Source organism: Chitinophaga sp., from assembly GCF_039596455.1.
Classification (GTDB): Bacteria; Bacteroidota; Bacteroidia; order Chitinophagales; family Chitinophagaceae; genus Chitinophaga.
This window is the reverse complement of sequence record NZ_JBCNJR010000004.1, coordinates 175,686-197,713: the sequence shown is the minus strand read 5'-3', so window position 1 is coordinate 197,713 and position 22,028 is coordinate 175,686. Positions and strand designations below refer to the sequence as shown.

General features: G+C 53.8%; 17 protein-coding genes and 1 tRNA gene. 9 read left to right on the top strand and 9 right to left on the bottom strand.

The window, feature by feature from the left end:
* Positions 1-2: 2 nt before the first annotated feature.
* Complete coding sequence (miaB, locus tag ABDW36_RS15680) at positions 3-1,421, bottom strand: tRNA (N6-isopentenyl adenosine(37)-C2)-methylthiotransferase MiaB (protein ID WP_343702865.1); 1,419 nt, start codon at positions 1,419-1,421, stop codon at positions 3-5.
* 390 nt (positions 1,422-1,811) lie between these two features.
* Here miaB and ABDW36_RS15675 point away from each other — a divergent pair, with 390 nt between their 5' ends.
* The 7 genes from ABDW36_RS15675 to ABDW36_RS15645 all read left to right on the top strand — a co-directional run bounded on the left by ABDW36_RS15675 (position 1,812) and on the right by ABDW36_RS15645 (position 11,202).
* A complete protein-coding gene (locus ABDW36_RS15675) occupies positions 1,812-2,243 on the top strand; it encodes a hypothetical protein (RefSeq protein ID WP_343702864.1) in 432 nt (143 codons plus the stop codon).
* A 77-nt stretch (positions 2,244-2,320) separates the two neighbouring features.
* On the top strand, positions 2,321-2,914 hold the full coding sequence (locus tag ABDW36_RS15670) for a sigma-70 family RNA polymerase sigma factor (protein WP_343702863.1): 594 nt from the start codon (positions 2,321-2,323) through the stop codon (positions 2,912-2,914).
* 94 nt (positions 2,915-3,008) lie between these two features.
* On the top strand, positions 3,009-4,175 hold the full coding sequence (locus ABDW36_RS15665) for a FecR domain-containing protein (protein WP_343702862.1): 1,167 nt from the start codon (positions 3,009-3,011) through the stop codon (positions 4,173-4,175).
* A 249-nt stretch (positions 4,176-4,424) separates the two neighbouring features.
* On the top strand, positions 4,425-7,694 hold the full coding sequence (locus tag ABDW36_RS15660; RefSeq protein ID WP_343702861.1) for a SusC/RagA family TonB-linked outer membrane protein: 3,270 nt from the start codon (positions 4,425-4,427) through the stop codon (positions 7,692-7,694).
* 17 nt (positions 7,695-7,711) lie between these two features.
* On the top strand, positions 7,712-9,226 hold the full coding sequence (locus tag ABDW36_RS15655; RefSeq protein ID WP_343702860.1) for a RagB/SusD family nutrient uptake outer membrane protein: 1,515 nt from the start codon (positions 7,712-7,714) through the stop codon (positions 9,224-9,226).
* Between the two features lie 24 nt (positions 9,227-9,250).
* A complete protein-coding gene (locus ABDW36_RS15650; RefSeq protein ID WP_343702859.1) occupies positions 9,251-10,105 on the top strand; it encodes a PKD domain-containing protein in 855 nt (284 codons plus the stop codon).
* A 5-nt stretch (positions 10,106-10,110) separates the two neighbouring features.
* A complete protein-coding gene (locus tag ABDW36_RS15645) occupies positions 10,111-11,202 on the top strand; it encodes a DUF5009 domain-containing protein (protein ID WP_343702858.1) in 1,092 nt (363 codons plus the stop codon).
* Between the two features lie 54 nt (positions 11,203-11,256).
* On the opposite strand, the gene ABDW36_RS15640 is transcribed toward ABDW36_RS15645, so the two are convergent.
* The 4 genes from ABDW36_RS15640 to ABDW36_RS15625 form a co-directional block, all read right to left on the bottom strand.
* Positions 11,257-11,329: transfer RNA gene (locus ABDW36_RS15640), tRNA-Gly, on the bottom strand.
* Between the two features lie 112 nt (positions 11,330-11,441).
* On the bottom strand, positions 11,442-11,951 hold the full coding sequence (locus ABDW36_RS15635; RefSeq protein WP_343702857.1) for a hypothetical protein: 510 nt from the start codon (positions 11,949-11,951) through the stop codon (positions 11,442-11,444).
* A gap of 73 nt (positions 11,952-12,024) precedes the next feature.
* Positions 12,025-12,807, bottom strand: coding sequence for a (Fe-S)-binding protein (locus ABDW36_RS15630; RefSeq protein WP_343702856.1), 783 nt, complete (start codon positions 12,805-12,807; stop codon positions 12,025-12,027).
* Positions 12,808-12,824: 17 nt separating this feature from the next.
* Positions 12,825-14,123 carry a (Fe-S)-binding protein gene (locus ABDW36_RS15625; RefSeq protein ID WP_343702855.1) on the bottom strand — a complete coding sequence of 433 codons (1,299 nt, stop codon included), beginning with the start codon at positions 14,121-14,123 and terminating at the stop codon, positions 12,825-12,827.
* A gap of 61 nt (positions 14,124-14,184) precedes the next feature.
* Here ABDW36_RS15625 and ABDW36_RS15620 point away from each other — a divergent pair, with 61 nt between their 5' ends.
* A complete protein-coding gene (locus tag ABDW36_RS15620; RefSeq protein ID WP_343702854.1) occupies positions 14,185-14,682 on the top strand; it encodes a phosphoribosyltransferase family protein in 498 nt (165 codons plus the stop codon).
* Positions 14,683-14,690: 8 nt separating this feature from the next.
* Here ABDW36_RS15620 and ABDW36_RS15615 read toward each other — a convergent pair whose 3' ends face one another.
* The 3 genes from ABDW36_RS15615 to ABDW36_RS15605 form a co-directional block, all read right to left on the bottom strand.
* Entirely contained in the window at positions 14,691-15,533 is an 843-nt protein-coding gene (locus tag ABDW36_RS15615) for a DUF2279 domain-containing protein (protein ID WP_343702853.1), read from the bottom strand.
* Between the two features lie 137 nt (positions 15,534-15,670).
* Positions 15,671-17,395, bottom strand: coding sequence for a phospho-sugar mutase (locus ABDW36_RS15610; protein WP_343702852.1), 1,725 nt, complete (start codon positions 17,393-17,395; stop codon positions 15,671-15,673).
* An 81-nt stretch (positions 17,396-17,476) separates the two neighbouring features.
* Positions 17,477-18,223: a HEAT repeat domain-containing protein gene (locus tag ABDW36_RS15605; protein WP_343702851.1), complete on the bottom strand. Its 747-nt coding sequence runs from the start codon at positions 18,221-18,223 to the stop codon at positions 17,477-17,479.
* A 43-nt stretch (positions 18,224-18,266) separates the two neighbouring features.
* Here ABDW36_RS15605 and ABDW36_RS15600 point away from each other — a divergent pair, with 43 nt between their 5' ends.
* Entirely contained in the window at positions 18,267-18,923 is a 657-nt protein-coding gene (locus ABDW36_RS15600) for a protein-L-isoaspartate(D-aspartate) O-methyltransferase (RefSeq protein ID WP_343702850.1), read from the top strand.
* A 70-nt stretch (positions 18,924-18,993) separates the two neighbouring features.
* On the opposite strand, the gene ABDW36_RS15595 is transcribed toward ABDW36_RS15600, so the two are convergent.
* Complete coding sequence (locus ABDW36_RS15595; protein WP_343702849.1) at positions 18,994-22,005, bottom strand: hypothetical protein; 3,012 nt, start codon at positions 22,003-22,005, stop codon at positions 18,994-18,996.
* Positions 22,006-22,028: the final 23 nt, after the last annotated feature.

Genomic DNA, 22,028 nt, shown 5'->3' with positions numbered 1-22,028 from the left:
TATCAATGGCCTTCCACCACATTGCCCAGCAAGGTGCCGGCGGTACAATCTTCCACCTTCACCATCACGTATTCCCCTTTCTGGTAATTGCCGCGGGGGAACACCACCACCTTGTTCTGGTCGTTGCGGCCAAACAGGTCGTTTTCCGAACGTTTGGAAGTGCCTTCAATCAATACTTTAAATGTTTTGCCCACATCCTGCTGCATGCTTTCCAGGGTATGGCGGCGGTGCAGGGCCACTACTTCCGCCAGCCGCCGCTTCTTCACGGCTTCCGGTACATCGTCCTGGTAGCGGCGGGCGGCCAGGGTGCCGGGGCGTTCTGAATAAGCGAACATATAGGCGAGGTCATAATGGGCGTACTCCATTATGGCCAGGGTATCTGCATGGTCTTCCTCCGTTTCCGTGCAGAAACCTGTGATGACGTCTGTAGAAAGCCCGCAGCCGGGGAGTATTTCCCTGATACGGTCTACCTTTTTCATGTACCACTCGCGGGTGTAGGTGCGGTTCATGAGCTGCAGGATGCGGTTGCTGCCGCTTTGCACCGGCAGGTGGATATAGTTGCAGATGTTCTCATGGCGGGCTATGGCGAACAGTACTTCGTCTGTAATGTCTTTCGGGTGCGATGTGCTGAAGCGTACGCGCAGCAGGGGGCTGATGGCGGCCACTTTCTCCAGCAGCATGGCAAAAGTGACGGTTTCGCCGGCGGCCTCATCTACAAAATAATAGGAGTCTACGTTCTGGCCCAGCAGGGTTACTTCGCGGTAGCCTCTTTCAAAGAGGTCTGCAGCTTCTTCCAGGATGGAACGCGGGTCGCGGCTTCTTTCGCGGCCGCGGGTGAAGGGCACCACGCAGAAGGCGCACATGTTGTTGCAGCCGCGCATGATAGACACAAAAGCGGTAACGCCGTTGCTGTTGAGGCGAACGGGGCTGATGTCCCCATAAGTCTCCTCGCGGCTGAGCAGCACGTTGATGGCCTTCTGGCCCGTTTCTGCCTCTTCTATAAGGGCGGGCAGGCTGCGGTAGGCATCCGGGCCCACTACCAGGTCTACCAGCTTTTCCTCTTCCAGGAACTTGGCCTTCAGGCGCTCGGCCATGCAGCCCAGTACGCCCACCAGGAAGCCGGGACGGTCTCTTTTGGTCTTTTTGAACTCCGTAAGGCGCTTGCGCACGGTCTGCTCCGCCTTTTCACGGATGGAGCAGGTGTTGAGCAATACCAGGTCAGCCTCTTCGGCATTGCGGGTAGCCCCGAAACCTTCTTTATTGAGAATGGACGCCACAATTTCACTGTCGTTGAAATTCATCTGGCAACCATAACTTTCGATATAAAACTTTTTTAAATAGGTACGGGTATCTCCCTGCAGCGGGGCTATGGCCTCGCCCTGACGGCTTTCATCATGTACTTTATCAGCAATTTCCAGCATGTCCGGTCACAATTTAAGGAAGCAAAAATACAAAAAAATGCCAGAATGACAGGGGAAATGTAGGGTGTGGCCCGGTTTTGTAGAATTATAACATATTTGTTATAAAATTTTTTTGGAGGTTATAACGTTTACGTTATATTTGGGTATGCAACCATTGTTTGTAATTGTTAACCACTGGAAAATGAAGTTTTCAGAATTGTACCGGATGCTGGAGCGGGACGGTTGGTATATAAAGCGGACGAACAAGCATCATTATTATGTACATCCTCACAAAAGCGGCAGGGTAGCCGTAGGTAAACATGTTAGTAAAGAGGTGCCGACAGGTACCCTGCAGCAGATCATAAAAATGGCCGGATTAAAGAACCAGGGCCGGAGCTTAAAACGATATTTATGAAAAAGAGAAAGATCACAGTCATTATTGAAGCCTCTTCCACCGGCTTTGGCGCCTATACGGAAGATGACTTTCCATGCATAACAGGTTATGCCAATACCGTTCCCAAGGTAAAGACAGATTTTCAGGAGGCCATCAAAGGTTACCTGGAAATGGATCAGGAAGAAGGAATCAATGACCCCCGCCTCAACAATGGCGAGCTGGAGTTTGTCTACAAATACGATCTTGAAAGCATTTTTGCCCACTTCGGCATGCTGGAGATCACCGCCTTTGCAAGGCGGGTAGGCATGAACGAATCCCTGATGCGCCAATACAAAGCCGGCTTGGCCAAGGCCTCTGACAAACAGAAAAAGAAGATAGAGGACGGGCTGCGCGAGCTGGGCAGGGAATTGCAAAGCGCGCGGCTGGTGTATAAAAAAAAGAAGAAATGAGCGCTGAAGGTTTGCGCCCGCCGCCTTTTAAAAGATTCCGCTTTTTTTAGCGCCATAAATTGCCTAAAATTGGCGCAATGACAGAGCAGGAGCTGATCAAAAAACTGCGCGAAGGGGATGAACAGGCCTTCCGGGAATTGTATGCCCGCCATAGCCGGGAGGTTTTCGGATTTGCCTATCACCTGACCCATTCCGCCACGGATGCGGAAGATATATTGCAGGAAACCTTTCTCCGCCTGTGGACCGGACGGGAGCAACTGCCCGATATTCAGCATGCAGGCAATTACATCTTCATGATAGCCCGCAATAAAACGGTGGACTATCTGCGGAAGGTATCGCGGCAGCAGCAACTGATCAACCAGGTATGGAGCAATATGTCTGCCCCGCTGGCCGGCAAGCCGGAGGAGGCGGATGAACTGCTGGACGCCAAGGAGTACCAGCGGCTGGTGAACGAGGCGCTGGCCCAACTGTCTTCCCAGAAGCAGGAGGTATACCGGCTCAGCCGGCAACAAGGACTGAGCCATGAAGAAATTGCCGCGCAGCTGGGACTGTCAAAAAGCCGGGTGAAAAACCTGCTGGTGGAAATACTCAAACATATCCGTTTCTTCCTGGCCCGCCACTCTGTGCTGATGGCGGTGTTGTTTCAGCTGCTGTCGGAAGTGCGGCCTTAACCCCCTTGAAAATCAATCCCCAAAAAATATTTTCCTCCCCCGCGGTCCTTCCGCTTTGCACAAACGTCTTTACGTTGGAGCGAAAACCTGAATTATGCCACAAGACTTGTCAAGGATCAAAACACTGTTGCAGCGCTATGTGCAGAAAACCTGCACCAGGGAAGAGCTGGATGAGTTGTTTGCCCGCATTGCGGAGATGTCTGAAGATGAAGCGCTGCAGCAGCTGGTAGAAGAGGCCGGCCTGCACATACCGGTATCTGCGCCGTTGCCGGAGGTAGACTACGAGAGTGTTTACAATAGCATTGTACAACGCCCGCCGGCCAAACGCCGGAACCTGTTTACCGTTGGCAAGGTGGCGGCCGCGGCCGCCATTGTGCTGCTGCTGGCCGGTGCGGCCTACCGCTGGTGGCTGCCCCCTGACGCACAGCCGCCGGCGCCGCCCACAGCGCAGCAACTGCCGGGAGATGTGGCGCCGGGCGGCAACAAGGCCACCCTCACGCTGGCAGACGGCTCCACCCTTACGCTAGACAGCGCCGGCCACCGCGTGATCAACAGCCAGGATACCCGCATCACCCAGCAGAACGGGCAGTTGCTGTACGGCGAAGATGCGGCAACACCCGCCCTGCAATACCACAAGCTCAGCACGCCCCGCGGCGGGCAGTTCAAAGTAACGCTGCCTGACGGTACCCGCGTGTGGCTCAACTCCGCCTCATCTCTGCGTTACCCCACCGCTTTCACCGGCAAAGAAAGGACCGTGGAGCTGGAAGGCCAGGGATACTTTGAAGTGGCGCAAAATGCAGCGCAGCCTTTCAAAGTGATGGTGCAGGGCATGGAAGTGCAGGTGCTGGGCACCCACTTTGACGTAATGGCCTATGGAGATGAAGCCACCATCAACACCACCTTGCTGCAAGGCGCGGTAAAGGTAAAAGCGGGGGAGAACGTGCGCCTCCTGCAACCTGAGCAGGAAGCGGTGCTGGACCGCCAAAGCCGCCGGGTAACCGTACAGCAGGCCGATGTGAAAAAAGTAATGGCTTGGAAGAACGGGCTTTTTGTGTTCAACAACATGGCCCTGCCGGCTATTCTGCGCGAGGTGGCACGCTGGTACGATGTAGACATCGTTTACCAGGCAACGCCCAGCAGCGAGCTGTACGGCGGGGGCATATCCCGCAACCTGCACCTGTCTAACGTGCTCCACCTGCTGGAAGCCAGCGGCTACAATCATTTCAGGATAGAAGGAAAGAAGATAGTTGTGCTGCCCTGACGCAGCAGTCATATATACAACCAAAATTACCGGAAGCGGCCCGGAACTGCAGTCTGGCCCCGTTTCCGCCCAAGGGTGCACAAATAAAAACCGGAAGTGCGGCAACACTCCCGGCGGATATTTGGCACGCTTAAAGAATTATGCTGATAGTTCATTTAAGGTATCACCAAACACCACAAAAGTATGCAATTCAGTTGTAATGTAGCTGCCCGCCCCCGCTGCGGGCTGTCAACCAAAATTATGCTGGTTATGAAACTGACCACATTCCTTGTACTGGTTACCTGTTTGCAAGTGAGCGCCACGGCTTACTCCCAGAAGGTAACATTGTCCGTAAAAAAGATGCCTTTGCAAAAGGTGCTGACGGAAATCATCACACAAACCGGCGTTTCCATTGTCTATTCAGAAAGAGTGCTGCAGTCTGCAAGCCCTGTTTCCATCCGGGTAAAAGACGCGCCTGTGCAGGAGGTGCTGGAGCTGTGCCTCAAAGGCCAGCAGGTTACCTATGCGCTGGAAGGCAACAGTTTTGTGATCAGGAAACGGCCTGAAGCGGCTGCAGCGCCTGCCGCTGTGGCAGACAGCCTGGTAACGGTTACCGGCCGGGTAGCTTCTGCAGATGGCACGCCGCTGCCCGGCGCCACGGTGATGGTGCGGGGTACGCGCAAGGGCACGCAAACCACGGAGCAGGGCATGTTCCGGTTAACGGAAGTGCCGCCAGGCGCTGTGCTGGTGATCAGCAGCATAGGCTACACCACGCAGGAAACAGCCATTCCCGCCGGCGGCAGGGCCATGAACATCACCCTGCTGGAAGATACCAAAAGCGTGAGCGAAGTAGTGGTGGTAGGGTATAGCAATAAAAAGAAAAGCGAGCTGACCAGCGCGGTGAGCACCGTTTCTTCAGAAAAGCTGAAAGACGTGACCACCAACGATGTAGGCTCCATGCTGCAAGGCAAGGTAGCCGGCCTGCAGGTGGTGAACAGCTCCGGCGTGCCGGGCAGCGCGGCGGAGATCAGGCTGCGCGGCGTCAGCTCCGTCAATGCGTCTCAAAGCCCCTTATATGTGGTGGATGGTATCATAGGCGGTAGCTTTGATCCTAATGACGTGGAGAGCATCTCCATTCTGAAAGATGCGGGCGCCACGGCCATGTATGGCTCGCAGGCCAACGCCGGGGTGATCATTGTGACCACCAAAAAAGGGAGCGCCGGCAAAACCCGCTTTGAGGCCAAAGTAACGTCAGGCCTGCGTACGCCTGACTTCGGCAAAATGGACCTCATGAACGGCGCGCAGTTGTATGAACGGCATAAGGAATTTTACCGCGACTACATTCCAGGCGCTGCAGACAATTCCTACAAGGTAGACCTGCTCAAATTTTATGCAGAACGCCCCCGCAGCCTGCGGGGCCAGGACTACAACTGGCTGACCACCCTGTTCAAACCCGCGCCGGTGAACAATGTGTTCATTTCCGCCAGCGGCCGCAATGAGAAAAACGAATACTACACCAGTATTTCTTACTATAATGAAAAAGGCACGTTCCGGAATACAGGCTTCCAGCGCCTCAACCTGCGCGGCAACTCCACGCATCACTTTTCCAAAAACGTGAGCGTTACCAATAACGTGAACCTCAGCGCCGCTACCGGCAAGAGCTTCAACTATGAAGACGTGTTTTACGCCTACCTGAACATGCCCTGGGACAACCCGTACGACAGTACCGGCCAGCCGGTCTATGTAGACGGCAACTCGCCCTTCCGCTGGTGGTCAAGAGACAAGACCAACCCCATGCACACCATCCGCAACTCCAACCACAGCTACAAGAGCTTCAGCGCCAACTATGACCTGAACCTGGAGGTGAAGATCACGGACTGGCTGTCTTTTTCCAGCACCAACCGCGCAGCGGTGAACTATAACAAAGGCACGGACTACTACGCTCCCGTAGTGGCCGGCCAGTACAACGGCACCGGTTTTCTCAATGAGCTGGGTACGCTGGGCTACGGCATTATTTCCAATGACCTGCTGAAGTTCAGCTTCCGCAAGGGAGACCATTCCATTAACGGCCTGGCGGGCATTGCCATTGAGAACAGTAAAACGGAAGTGGTAGGCGCCTCCGGCAGGGGATTGCCGGAAGGCCTGTCTGTGCTGAACGTGGTAGCCAGCAACCAGCTGGTGAGCGGGTTTAACGATGCGGCCATCATCCAGTCATTTATTTCACAGGTCAGCTATGGATACCGGGACAGGTATTTTCTCACCGGTTCCTATCGCATAGACGGTTCTACCGCTTTCCCGGCCAGCAACCGCTATGGCTCGTTTCCGGCGGTATCCGCAGCATGGCTCCTGAGCAATGAACCTTTCCTGCAAAACCATCCTGTTGTCAACAACCTGAAGCTCCGCGCCAGCTACGGTGTTACCGGTACGCAAGACATCGGCTCCTCCCGTTACCTGGGCCTCTATTCCCTCAGCAGCCAGTACAACGGCTCTTCTGCCGCTACGCCTTCGCAATTGCCCAGCCCCAACCTCACCTGGGAAAGCAAGCACCAGGTGAACGCCGGCCTTGAGCTGGGCCTGTGGCAGCGTGTCAACCTTACGCTGGATGTATACAACAACGTCACCAAAAACCTGCTGCTGCAGGTATCACAGCCACTGTCCGTAGGCTTTGAACAGCGCTGGGAAAACGCCGGTGAAATTGTGAACAAAGGCGTGGAGGTAACGCTTAACACGGTGAACATTAAGACCCGCAATTTTGAATGGAGCACAGACTTTAACATCAACTTCAACTCCAACAAGCTGCAACACCTGCCCAGTGATATCACCCGTACCCAGCCCACCTGGAGCATATCCCAGATATACCGCAACGGCGGCAACCTGTACGAGTTCTACATGCCCAAATGGCTGGGCGTGAACCCCGAAACCGGTGCGCCGCAATGGGAGGTGATCAACCGGGATGCGGACGGGAAGGAGATTTCCCGTGAGGCTACTTCAGAATATGCCCGCGCTACCTACCAGGAAGTAGGCTCCGCGCTGCCCAGGATGCAAGGCGGCATCACCTCTTTCTGGAAGTACCGCAATTTCTCGCTCAGCGTGAACGCCTATTTCCTTTCCGGCAACAAAGTGTTCAGCAATGCCTTGCGCTTTGTGATGAACGACGGGCTGGAACCTTACTATAACCAGATCGTACTGCCCAAGGGGTACAACACCTGGACGAAGCCGGGAGATGTGGCCACGGAGCCCAGCCCGCAGAACTCCGCCAATGCCACGGAAACATCTACCCGTTTCCTGAAAGACGGCAGCTTCTTCGCCATCCGCAACATTGCGCTGGCATGGTCGCTGCCAACGGAATGGAGCAGCCGCATCGGGCTTGACGCGGTAACGCTCTCGCTGACGGCAGACAATGTGTATACCTTCACCCGCTTCCTGGGGCAGGACCCCGCCACCACCATTACGGCGGGAAGCTTTGTGATGCCCGGCCTGTCTGACTTCAAGTATCCGAACAACCGCCAGTACCTGTTTAATATCAACATCCGGTTCTAGCAAAAAACTGAAAGATCATGAGAACGAAACTTATCCTCAGCATATTGGCAGTATCACTTTCTTTAACAGGCTGCCTGAAAGATGTGAACCCCAGCGACGCGCTGAACACCGGCACGCTCACCGGTACGGTGAACGGCCTGAAGCAGGCGCTGAACGGGGCTTATGCACTGTTCAAAGACCATGTGTCTTTCAACGGCACTACAGACGGTAATAACATGTACCTGCGCCAGTACTTCCAGATGAGTGATTTTGCGGGAGATGATATTGTATGCGGCCAGACCACCACAGACCCGCTGTACTACAGCTTTTCGCTTGATCATACGGCCACGCAGACCAACAGCCGCTACTTCTGGTACATTTCCTACAAGATCATCAATGACGTGAATACGGTGATAGAGTCTGCGGAAAAGATACAGAACCCGTCAGAAGATGTGCGCCAGCTGATAGGGGAGTGTTACTTCCTGCGGGCGTTCTGCCACTTCAACCTGGTGCGCTTCTACGCGCGGCCCTACACGCAAAACCCGGATGCGCCGGGCGTTATATTACGCACCGCTGTGAGTGATCCGTCTCAAAAAGCGCGGGCTACTGTAAGGGAAGTGTATGCTTCCGTAGTGGCAGACGCTATCAAGGGCGCAGAGCTGATGAACCAGCCGCGCGGCGTGCAGTTTGCGTCCAAAGAAGCGGCGTGGGCGCTGCTGTCAAGAGCATACTTGTATAAAGAAACGAATGACAGCACCGTGTACTATGCAGACAAGGTGATCAGCTCCGGCCGCTTCACGCTGGAAACGGCTGCTTCTTTCCCGCAACTGTTTGCCAACGCCACGGCCGGCAAGGAAACTATTTTCTGCGTGGCTTTGACAGCGGCAGATGACTACGGAAAGGCCGGTTCCATTGCCTCCATGCTGTATTCAGACGGTAACTCCGGCTGGGGGGAAGAATTTGCTTCACAGTCCCTGAGAGATACCATGGCGGCACATATGGAAGATGTGCGCTGGTCTTATATTGTACCATTGAAGGATGGCGGCGGCACAGTGCAGAAGAAGAACGGCATCGAGATCTATTATATCTCCAAGTTCTCTTTCCAGGGCGGTAGTCCTACGTTGAGCTCACCCATTATGTTCCGCCTGGCGGAGATGTACCTTAATAAGGCGGAGGCCCTCGCGAAAGCGGGTGATGCCGGCGGCGCACTGGACAATGTAGACATGGTACGCCAGAACCGCGGTTTGCAGGGCGCCCTGTACAACCGCCAGGTGCCCGCGGGTAAAACCGCGCTGGATGTAGTGCTGAAGGAACGGAGAATAGAGCTGGCCTTTGAAGGGCACCGCAACTTTGACGTGTACCGCAACAAGCGGGAGCTGAACCGCCGCTATTGGGGTTATCACCTGCCGGGACTGAAAGAGTCAGACATCAACCTGGCCGCGCAGCCCGCCGGTTATGCTAATATGACGGTACAACCGGATGCCAGTCGCGTGATCTATTTCATCCCGATAGATGAGGTGCAGACAAATAAACTCTGTGAGCAAAATCCCTGATCGTTTCATTTCAAGCCGTACAACATGAAAATATCCAAATATATTCTGCAATACCTGCTGCTGGCCTGCATAGCCGCCGGCTGCAAGAAAGAGGAGGCCGCACCGGCGCCTGACATTTTTTACCAGGTGAGCATTGAAGACCGTACCGTTACGTTCAACAACGAGACCACTGGCGCCGCATCCTACCGCTGGGACTTTGGTGACGGTGAATCATCTACGGAAAAAAGCCCGGTGCACACCTATCCCGGCAAAGGCAAGTATGTACCGGTACTGTATGCCAAAACGCAAGACGGGCGGGAGTATGAAGGCGCCACGGTGATCTACATCGCCAAAACATCTCCCGTAAAGCTGAACGACAACTCGCTGGCGGACTGGGATAACGTAACGCAGTACGAATCCGTGACCGGCGCGGCAGAAAAACACTTCCGCCGCTTGAAGGTAGATTACGATGCACAGTACATCTATCTCTACCTAGAGGTGAGCAGCAAACAGTCTAACGGGGACATCTACGATATTTACCTGGACACGGACAACAACCCCGGCACCGGCTACCAGATGGAAATTGCAGACGCGGGTTATGACGTGCTGCTGGAAGGCACCATACTGGGAGACTGGCTGGACGCCTTCAACCACAAGGGCGCGCAAAACGCCTTTTCCTTTGAACCTTCCGGCGCCACGGAATTTTATACCGTAGGCACCATAGCAGAAAGCGGCGGGCTGATGAAGTTCGAAATGCGGCTGGTACGCTCCAAGATCAAGAACCTGGCCACCACGCAAGCGTTCCGCCTGGGCATCATGGCCACCAAGAACGACTGGTCTGCCACCCTGGGCCGCGTGCCTGAAGCAGGCAAGCCGGCCCTGCAAATCAAGTTCGAATAGCCGTTATGATGCTACCCAAGCAGGAAGGCAGGTTACTCTCGCTGGATGTGATGCGCGGCATTATTATGCTGCTGCTGGCCGGCGAGAGCTGCCGTTTGTATGAAGCTTTATATGAGCTGGAGTGGGGGCAGGGCTGGAAAGCCTTTGTTAGCCAGTTTTTCCATCACCCCTGGCATGGCCTCCGGTTCTGGGACCTGGTGCAGCCCGCCTTTATGTTCATGGCCGGCGCCGCCATGTACATTGCCGTGGAACGCAAACGCAGCAAAGGTATGCCTGAAAGCAGCAACTTCAGGCATATTGCGCTGCGCAGTCTCAAATTGTTTTTATTGGGCACGGGGCTGCATTGCGTGTACCAGGGAAAGCTGGTATGGGAACTATGGAACGTGCTCACCCAGCTTTCATTCACCACAATGGTGGCTTATTTCCTCATTCACCGCTCTTTCCGGACACAGGTAGCCGCCGCGCTGCTGATGATCATCCTGAACGATGCACTGTACCAGCTGGTGCTGCTACCCGGTTTTGACCAGCCTTTTACTCAGGGCCGCAACTTCGGCGCCTATGTAGATACGCTGCTGATGGGAAAGATCAACCCGGACGGGTGGGTCGCCTTTAACTGCGTGCCCACGGCTGCGCATACCATATTGGGCGTGAGCGCAGGCAAGCTGCTGATGGGGCCCTATCCCAAAATAAAAGTACTGGCCATAGCAGGCCTGGCTGCGCTGGCCCTCGGCTACGGCCTCGACTGGGCGGGCACTTCACCCATCATCAAAAGGATCAGCACCGGCGGTTTTGTACTGGCATCGCTGGGCTGGGTAGTGCTGATACTGGCCGCGCTCTACCGGTGGATAGACATCAAAGACCACCGGCGGTATACCTGGGTGGCGGTGGTAGTGGGCATGAACTCTATTTTTATTTACATCTTCTTTGAAACCCTGGGCATACAGTGGCTGAACGGTACCGTGGGCATATTTGTGAAAGGCGTTACGGGCTGGCTGCCGCAGGGGTACCAGCAGGTGCTGACGGCATTGTGTACGCTGGTGTTGGAGTGGTATTTGTGTTACTGGTTGTACAGGAAGGGGATCTTCTTCAAGTTGTAGCAACAGAACATGAAAAAGCCCTTCAGCGTTCAGGCTGAAGGGCTTTGTTTGTTGAGCGGGAAACCGGGCTCGAACCGGCCACCCTCAGCTTGGGAAGCTGATGCTCTACCAAATGAGCTATTCCCGCAAAAAAATCCCCGGAGGGCGGACAAATATACAAACTGTCTGCATTATTCAAATGGGGACAGGCGAAAAAAAAGCGGCCTCATTGCCGCTTTCTATTATAATTAAATATCATGTTATGCCGTCTGTCCCAATTTCTGCATCAGCCAGCTTTCTTTCAGCGGTATCAGCCAGTGGTTTTCCAGCTCGCTTTTGGTTTGTACGGTGTTGTTAAGGTACAGGGTGTCTTTGGAAATGTACCCCTTGTCCAGCGCGTAGCTTACCTGCGCCAGCGGCAGCAACTGCAGTTTGTCTTTCACCAGGAAGCCCAGCAGCAGCCGGTCAAACAGGTTTACATTGTACTGCCGTTCCAGGCTTTTGATGATGCGTACGGAACTGTCTGTGCTGCAGCCGCTTACCTCGGATTCGGTTTCGTCAGCCATCAGCACTATCACCTGGTCAAACAGCAGGCGGCCCCAGCCTTTTACCGGTACGCCATGGGAGTTCCACTGCGTGGTGAACTGGTGCAATTGCTCTTCAATTTCTTCAGCTTCCCTTTCCCCGAAAGGGCGGTTGCTCTGGTATATCCACACCCTGGAGGAGGGTGAAAAATCAGCGGGTAATATATGTGTGATATCGGTGTTCATACTGCAAAGTTACAGGAATTATCAGATACGGGCACTGCCGCCCGTCAATACAGGGCCGGTCTGGATAAGATGGTTACGGCTGCATGTCTGCGGCAATTATTTCGGCAATATCCAGCACTTTCACGGTTTCTTCCTTGCCGGCTTCTTTCACGCCGTCTGTAAGCATGGTCATGCAGAAAGGGCAGTTGGCGGCAATAACGGAGGCGCCGGTGGCTACTGCTTCACGGCCTCTTTCGAAGTTCACGCGGGTGGTTCCTTTTTCCTCTTCTTTGAACATTTGCCCGCCGCCGGCGCCGCAGCAGAGGCCTTTGCTCCGGCAGCGTTTCATTTCCACCAGGTCTGCATCGAGCGTTTCCAGTACGGCGCGCGGCGCTTCATAGATGTTGTTGGCGCGGCCCAGGTAGCAGGAGTCGTGGTAGGTGATCTTTTTGCCTTTAAAGCTGCCGCCTTCCTTTATTTTGATGCGGCCTTCGTCTATCAGCTGCTGCAGAAAGGTAGCATGATGGATGACTTCATAGTGGCCGCCCAGCTCAGGGTATTCGTTACGAAGGGTGTTGAAGCAGTGGGGGCAGGCGGTCACAATTTTTTTGACGCCGTAGTTGTTGAGCACCTGTATGTTGTTGTACGCCATCATCTGGAACAGGAACTCGTTGCCGGCGCGGCGGGCGGGATCTCCGGTGCAGGCTTCTTCCTTGCCCAGCACGGCAAACCGGGTACCTGTCCGCTCCAGTATCTCTGCAAAAGCGCGGGTAATTTTCTGCGCACGCTGATCAAAGCTGCCGGCGCATCCTACCCAGAAGAGCACTTCGGGCGTTTCGCCGTTGGCAAAATATTCGGCCATCGTTTTTATCTGCATACCATTCTTTTTTCGGTTTAGTGAATCCAGGCGTCACGGTCGTCAGGGCTGAACTTCCAGGGGGCCATGTTGTTCTCAATGTTGGAGAACATCATGTTCCACTCCGCCGGCGCGCTGGATTCTTCCATGACCAGGTGGCGGCGCATCTGCAAAATAATGTGCAGGGGATTGATGCTCACCGGGCATTCTTCCACGCAGGCGGCGCAGCTGGTGCAGGCCCGCAGCTCTTCCTCCGTTATATAATCGCGCAGCAGGCTTTTGCCGTCTGCTTCCCCGTTCTTTTGTTTGCCCACTTCCTCCAGCCTGTCACGCGTTTTCATCATAATGAGCCGGGGAGAAAGGGCTTTGCCGGTTTGCGTAGCAGGGCAGGCGGCAGAGCAGCGGCCGCATTCCGTACAGGCATATGCATCCAGCAGGTTTTTCCAGGTAAGGTCCTGCACGTCTTTGGCGCCGAATTTAGGCACCTTATCAGACGCGGGCGCATTGGCGGCCAGCTCCGGCTGCATGGCGTACAATACTTCCTGCTGGATGGCGGGCATGTTCTCCATTTTGCCTTTGGGCCGCAGGTCTGTATAATACGCGTTGGGGAAGGCCAGTATAATGTGCAGGTGTTTGGAAAAAGGAAGATAGTTCAGGAAGGCCAGCACACCCAGAATGTGCAGCCACCAGGCGCTGCGCTCAACCGTCATCAGCGCGCTGTCTGACAGGCTGGAGAGGAGCGGGGTGAAATGACTGGTGATCCAGAAAGGGCCGGTAGCGTAGTAGTGTTCCGCGCCGCGGCTTTGCAGCACCTGATCTGCCGTGTTCATGGTGAGGAACAGCAGCATGAGCACAATTTCGGTGAGCAGGATGTAGTTGGCGTCTGAGCGCGGCCATCCGTCAAGGTCTTTGCTGATGAAGCGTTTCAGCTTCAGCAGGTTGCGGCGTATGAGGAAAATGAGGCAGGCGCCGGCCACCAGCACGGCCAGTATCTCGAAGCATCCTATCAGCACGCCGTACAGTGCGCCCATGTAAGGCGCAAAAATACGGTGGGTGCCGGCTATGCCGTCGATAATGATTTCCAGTATCTCAATGTTGATGATGATGAAGCCCGCATATACGAAAAAGTGCAGTACGGCCACCAGCGGGTTGCGGAACATCTTTTTCTGGCCGAAGGCCAGCAGCAGCAAGTTCTTCCAGCGCAGCGCAGGCTGATCATTGAGCTGCACGTCCCTTCCCAGCAATATATTCCGCCTGATGCCCAGCGCCCTGCGTGAAAAGATATATATTGCCACGCCCAGGGCAATGAGGAAAAGTAACTGACTGACAATTTGCATATCCTTGATTTGACCGGTTGTTATCGCAATTTATGTATTTTTGGCTGCACAAAACCGCAATATGAAAAATAAGAACGTTATCCTGACGCAAGAGGCAATAGAAAAGAAGATAGAACGGATTGCGTATGAAATATATGAGCACAACTATGACGAACCTGCCGTAATACTGGTAGGCATCTGGGACCGCGGCTCCATTCTCACCAACAAAATTGCCGCGCACCTGCGGCGCATTGCCCCTTTCAACATAGAAGTGCTGGAAATCAGGCTGGATAAACAGGCGCCTAAAGAAGTGACTATTTCAAAACAGGCAGACTTTAACGGCAAGGTGGTCATACTGATAGATGACGTGGCCAATTCCGGCCGTACCATGCTGTACGCGCTGAAACCCTTCCTGCAATACCTTCCTAAAAAGATACAGACGGCCGTACTGGTAGACCGCCGCCATAAATCATTCCCGCTTTCTGTAGACTTCGTGGGCTATAGCCTTTCCACCACGCTGCAGGATATGGTGATGGTGGATGTAGACGGGGAGGAGATCCGCTCTGCTTACCTGGTGTAACAGCGCCGTCAGAATTTCAATGCATGCAACTTCAACTGCCCTGCACCATTCACTTCCAGCGCAGGGGCGGGTACTTTGATCACGTTCAGCACCTGGAAGAGGATCTTTACCCCTTTGTGCCGCGTGGGTATTTTTGTGAAATCCACATCGGGCGAGAGGAACACCCGGCGGGTGCGGCGGATGTGGGAGTAGTTGTATTGCACGCCCTCGCCGTCTTTCCAGGTATTTCCCCGCGCCGCGTATAGTCCTTCCACGCCATACCCTATGGCGACATTGAGCCAGCGGGGCATGTTCTTTTCCTGCAGAATGCTGGAAAGGTTCATGGAGAGCCAGTAAGTTTGCGAGTTGTAATCTTTCAGCGTGCGCTCCACCAGGCGGGCGCCAAACTGGTCAATGGCGCGGGCGCGGAGAACGGGGTCTCTGTAGTGAATGGGGGTAGACGAGAATTTTAGCTGGAAGCGCTGTTCGTTCCAGGCCAGCTCCTGGCTGATCATGATGCCTGCGCCCAGGGCATTGGCGCCCATATCTCCCCATGACCAGCCCCATTGCGCGGAATGCGCGTCAAGAAACTCTATCACAGACTGGAAAGCAAAGCCGCTGAGGCCGCCTGTCCATATTTGCTTTTTGCGTGGCAGGCCGCTCCAGCGCCATATTTCGCGGCTGTACTTGGAAAAAAGGTAGGCGCTGTACACATGGCCGAACTTGTCCATCTGCAGCCATTCGCCAAAATCATTGATGGTATGCAGGCTCCGCTTGGGATAATCCCTGTACCAGTACCGGTTCAGCACCAGCAGGGAACCGGTGTAGGCGGCTGCGGAGCCAACGGCCAGCGTCCATACTCGGGCGGGCATAACGGTATCAGGCACATCAAAGAAACCGGTTCTTGCAGTGTTTTGCGCCCGTGCAGCATTTGCCCAAAATAAAATTGCACACAGGCATAAGGTATAAGTGAACCCGCCTGTGTGCAATTTTTTTACGCGAAGTATGATCATCCAAGTTTCATATCGTGAATAATATTGCTGACTTTATTATCCAGCAATTGTTCCACTCTTTCCACATCGGCCACGCTATCCAGCGGCTCATGCACGCTGAAATAGAATTTGATCTTCGGCTCCGTGCCGGAGGGGCGCGCTGAAATGCGGCTGCCGTCTGCCAGCAGGAACTGCAGCACGTTGGATTTGGGCAGGTCTATCGGCATTTTTTCACCGGTAGCCAGCGTGGTAACGTGCTGTAACTGGTAGTCAAATATTTTCACCACGGGAGAGCCGTTGATGGTGGAAGGCGGCTGCTGGCGGTAAGCCGTCATCATGGCCGCAATTTCTTCCGCGCCTTTCATGCCCTTTTTGGTGATGGAAATGAGGGACTCTTTATAGAAACCGTACTGCAGGTAAATGTCTATGAGCTGCTCAAACAGTGACTTGCCCTGGTTTTTGGCGTAAGCGGCCATTTCACAGATCATGGCCACGGAAGCGATGGCGTCCTTGTCACGCACATTGTCGCCGATCATGTAACCGTAAGACTCTTCGCCTCCGCAGATGAAGTTCTCTTCTGCTTCCTTGCGGCGTATGAGGTCTGCTATCCACTTGAAGCCGGTGAGGGTGTTGTAGCAGCGGATGTTGTTATTGGCCGCAAACACGTCTATCAGGTCTGAAGTTACTACGGTTTTGCAGATGTAGTCGTTCGGCTGGGTGAGGCCTTTGCTTTTGCGCGCTTCAATGATGTAATTGAAGAGCAGCACGGCCGTCTGGTTCCCGTTGAGGAGTATCCATTTGCCGGTGTGGTCTTTCACGGCAATGCCTACACGGTCTGAGTCGGGGTCTGTACCCAGCAGGATGTCCGCATCCAGGGCGGCGGCCTTTTTCAGGCCTATGCTCATGGCTTCGGACTCTTCCGGGTTCGGGTATACCACGGTGGGGAAATTGCCGTCTGGCTGGGCCTGTTCTTCCACAATATGTACATTGGTGAAGCCGAAGCGTTTCAGTATTTCCGGTACCAGGGTAATGCCGGTGCCGTGAATGGGCGTGTATACGATCTTGAGGTCATGCTGGGCGGCCACTACTTCCGGGTATACGCTGAGGCCTTTGAGCATTTGCAGGTAGGCCTCATCTATGTCCTTGCCAATGAGGGTGATGTTCTCTTCCCAGCCCGTCCACTTCACTTCACCGATGCCGGAGATCTTTTCCACTTCCTGTATCACGTTCTTATCGTGCGGAGGCACCAGCTGCGCCCCGTCGTTCCAGTAGGCTTTGTAGCCATTGTACTCGCGGGGGTTGTGGGAGGCCGTCACTACCACGCCTGCCTGGCATTTCAGGTGGCGGATGGCGAAAGAGAGCTCCGGCGTGGGCCGCAGGCTTTCAAACAAAAACACCTTGATGCCGTTGGCGGCCATTACGTTGGCGGTTACTTCGGCAAAAAAGCGGCTGTTGTTGCGGCTGTCATGCGCAATAGCCATCCTGATCTCCCCTGTGAAGGATTTTTTCAGGTAGTTGGCAAAGCCCTGTGTGGCCATGCCTACGGTGTATTTGTTCATCCGGTTGGTGCCGGGGCCCATTACGCCCCTGAGGCCGCCGGTGCCAAATTCGAGGCTGCGGTAAAATGCGTCGGTTAATTCTTCCGGGTTTTCCTGCTGGAGTTTCCGGACGGCTGCAACGGTTTCTGCGTCAAAGCCGCCATCCAGCCATTGTTCTACTTTGCTGAGAATATTTACGTCCATAGTCAATATACTGTTTACAGGGCACTAATGTATAATCGGGAGTGTAAAATAAGGAGAAAACCAATATCATGCCGGATTCATTCAGAATGATTTTGTTATATATTCCTCCGCTTCGGCCTGCGTTTTTACCGCAAAGTCTTTGTACCGCTCGTGCACGTCAATGATTTCTACCAGCGCATCTTTCACCAGGGCCTGGTTTTCCCAGGTTTTAAGGGCCGCCACTACGGTTTCCAGGCAGCCTTTTTTGTAGGAGATCTGCCCCAGCACATGTACCAGGGTATTGCGCACGCGGGCCGTTTTATCGTGCTGGAGCGCTGCCAGCAGGGGCAGAATGTCTTGCGGGTGGGTCCTTCCCCTGAGTTCTATACCATGGCATATTTCCCGGCGTATCTCCTTGTCAGGGTGCTGCAGGTAACCCTTTGCCCAGGCCAGCACGGGTTGGGGGTTCTTTTCGCCCATTTTCTTCACGGAGCCTATCACCGCATTGCGCACCATGTGGTGCTCATCCAGCAAGCCGCTATCCATCACGGCGCGTACCGCCTCAAAATTGCTGCGCCCTATTTCCCCGGCGGCGTTTACGGCCGTCTGCCGCACTTTAGGGTCTGTTTCTTTCAGCAAGTGGTCAATAGCCGCCAGCACCCGCTGGGGCTGGGTGGCATAAAGGCGGCCCAGGGCCTGGTAAGCGTTTTTGCGGATGTAGGTATCCTCATCGGCGGCATACGCCGTTAAAGGGGCCAGGCGGCCTGATTGCAGGGCTTTGCCGATAGCAGCTTCCATTTGTTGCACCAGCGCGGCGCGGGCTTCTTTGGACAGGTCGTAAAATGCCATGTAACAACTTTGAAAATCGTTGGTAATAGTTAATTTTGCGCCCATGAGGCGGTACGAAGATAATTATAAGCAAAAAGGATTACGCAAACAATTGGTAGACAACATCAGGCAGAAAGGTATTACAGACGAAAATGTACTGGCAGCCATCAACAACATTCCCCGGCATTATTTCCTGGACACGGCCTTTGAAGGGATCGCTTATGAAGACAGGGCATTTCCGATTGGTGAAGGCCAGACCATATCGCAGCCGTATACGGTAGCATATCAGACCCAGTTGTTGGAAGTCAAACCCTTTGAGAAAATCCTTGAAATTGGCACCGGCAGCGCCTACCAGGCATGTGTACTGGGAGAGCTGAAGGCGAATGTGTACACTATTGAAAGGCAGAAAAAACTGTTTGATCTCGTAAAACAGTTTCCCTTCAAGGCAAAGTACCCTACTTTGCGTTTCTTTTACGGAGACGGGTATGAAGGCCTGCCCACTTTTGCCCCGTTTGACAAGATACTGGTAACGGCCGCCGCGCCCCAGGTGCCGGAAAAACTGCTGCAGCAGCTGAAAATTGGCGGAAAGATGGTGATACCCGTGGGCGGGCAGGACGTGCAGCGAATGTTGCGGATCACCAAAACAGGGGAAGACGAGTTTGAGCGGGAGGTGTTTGATGATTTTTCCTTTGTGCCGATGCTGACGGGGAAGAAGGGATGAGGATGAAGAATATTAAAAAAGGGCTGGCCGGTTGTTTACGGCCAGCCCTTTTTCATTGATATGCGTGAGTTTACCACCTTGTTATACTTTTCTTTTCCCACAGGTTGAACATGGGAATATCGAAGAAGAGGCCGCCGTAAAAGCGGAAAGTGTTGAACTGTCTTTCCGTAGGCGTTTCCGCCGTTATGTCTTCCACTCTTCTCAGCTGCGGCGTGAACATGAACCCGGTATTAATCACCAGCGGCGTGCCGGGAATGCCCCACCCGGCGTGTATGCCCGGGCTCACCAGCTGGTCCCACTTGAATTCCTGCGGCCGTACGGATTCCGTATTGGTAAACCGGTAGCTGACTACGGCGCCTATATCTATCACACTTAACGTGAAACTGAAGGTATGTTTGGATGGAACGTACCAGCCGGAACGTTTGTTTTTTAGATGACCGGTTTTGGAAATGGTTTCCTCGTTCGTCTTCTTACCGATAGTGCGGCTCCAGGAAATGCCAATGGGAGCGCTCAGGCCCCATACGCCGCCGCCTTTGACGCCGGTGGCTTTTTGATTGAAGGTAGTGGCAGGTAACTCCGCCCCGGCGTATGGCCCTACAAAGGCATTGAGATCAAGCGAGTACCATACGTTCCTCTTCCGCTTGTAAGAGCCGGGCGGCATGGCGTAAGATTCTATGACGCGGGCCAGCTGCTTGCTGTCACCGGCCAGCGATACGTCATTCAGAAAGCTGGCCATGCGCAGCGCTGTCTGCCTTACATCATAATATTCCTGCCGGTATTGGCGCATGAGGTTCTGAGAAAAGGCACTGATGGTGCTGTCTGCTTTTTTTGTAAGGTGGCCGGAGCGCATCATGGCGGAAAAAATATATGCCTTGAGGGCGTCTCTGCTGGCAAAGAGCGTATCTTTTATGCCTAGCTGTGCAATCTTGTCTACCAGCACTTTACCGTTTTCAAGAAAATGCAGCGTGTCCGTGTCTTTTGTTCCAGTCTTGACAAGGTTAATCAAACCGGAAAGCCCGTTTTTGGACAACAGGGAATTATAATCTGCTGCAAACTTTTCATAGCTGCTGCGAAGGCTTTTGGGAACATCGTTCTTTGTACCATCAAACGCGGCCGATAATAGTTTGGCGCTGGCAGGCCCTTTGGTGGCGGCTTCCATCAGGGCATCCAGTATGTTAAATGTGCTGCCAATGGCCCCGCTGTAGTTCTTTTTCTCCAACAGCTCGTATACTTCCTGGGCCTGTGCAAGGTACCGGAGAGATGTACGGTAAACCGATATGCCGGGAGCGGTAATAGAGCTGTCTGGCAATGCGTTCTTCATCAGCTCTTCAAAAAACTTCCATACGGAGTAGTGCGTAAAAGTAAAATTGCCAGGGTCTGCCGTGTTGCCCTGTGTTGCAATGGCCCTGTTCAATTCTTCCCTGGCTTGCCGTATCTGCCTGATGGTAAACTGTATTTTACCGATCCATGTTTTGAGCAATTGCACGTCCCTTACGGTGAGGTTCCGTTCTGCACTGTTCCAGCCGGTAAGGCCGGCCACGCATTTTCCATAACGGAGGTCTACCAGCTCCAGCATCATCACAAAAGCGCTGTCGTTCATGCGGTCAAAATCTTCGAAGGTGAGGCCCCTGGAGGTGGAGTCTTTCCTGTCTATCAGGAACAGCTCATGCTGCAGGCCGTATAGTAGGTCAATAATGTGTTTGCTCATGGAAGGCTGGCCGGCGGGGAGGGCAGACATTTCCATGTACAGGTAGCGGACAATGTCATAGTAGCTGTATTGCTGCTGCAGCAGCCGGGCAATGGTAACGCCGGTGCGGAGGTCGTTCAGGATGGTTTGCCCGCCTTCCGGAACATATTTTTGCAGCCATTTGCTTTCAAAGGCGTGCTGCGGAAAGGAAATAAAATCTTTAGACAATGCATACCGCCAGGCAGAGCCCATATTCGGCGTTTCATAAATGGCGCCGCCTTCAAGCAGTTTCACCGTTTCCGGGAAGCCTTCCCTGATCAGCTCGTTGGCTTCGGCACTTTTACGAAGTGTCTCAAAAAACCAGAGCACCGTTTCCTGCTTTACTCTCTTGGCCAGGTAAATGGCGAGCGCTTCTATCATGTCTGCCTGCGAAGGCATTTTGAAAGAGAGCGGGGCCAGGCCGCTTTGCTCGCTGTTGACAATGTATTGTTCGTATTTGATGGCCTCGATGTTAATGGTGCTCAGTTTCGCATCCAGTTTTTTTGCATCTTCTGTGGAGAAGCTAATGCCTGTAAATTTGGGCGCAAACTCTTTTGCCTTGAGCGCCTTGTATTGTGGTTCTTCCAGGAGCTTCCTTACCGCCGCCATGGCTGTTGTTTGCTGCTGGGCAAAGCCTGCCGCGGCCTCTTCCAGATCTTTATAGGCCCTGGTATCCGCAGCGGATTTACGGGTGAGGGAATCCAGGGATTGAGCGAAGGCAGTACTATCCTGGATGTTGTCATGGATGATTTGCGCATGGCTTGAGATCCGGAGGGAATCCGTCATCAGTGCCAGGTCTTTCCTGGCAGATTCCAGGAAGGTCTTTTTTGTGGCCAGCTTGACGTTCATATCCTGGGTGTGCAATTCGGTGGCGTCTTTCTCCAGTTTCTTATCTTTCATTTTCGCGTTGCAGGAATCGGTGCTTTTCTTCGCGTTCCAGAACTGCTGCATTGCCGCGAACAAAGGAGATTTATGGGCAGCATCCCCTATGTAACGCCTGTTGAAGTCATCCTGCGTCCAGGAGAAAATGATGTCCGGGTTGACGATGTTGTTGAGCAGGGCCTCCACTTTCCTGCCCAGCACCCCGTATTCGGAAGCTTTTATTTTTTCAGGCAGGTCTTCCGGTTTCTGTACGGCTGCATACCACGCAAGCCCAGCAAGGATGTTGATAATACCTGTAGTATCTCCCGGCCGGTACACGTTGGCGAGTTCCTGCGCTATGCCGTAGGCGTTCTTGAAATCAGGCAGTTTCTGTGGGTTGCCTGGGGCGGTGGTGTCTGCAAGGGGAAGATGGGCGTTCACGAATAAAGGCATCAGCATCAGCATAACAATGCCGGCCATGGGGTTGATCCGCATAAATAATATTTTAGTTGATAAAA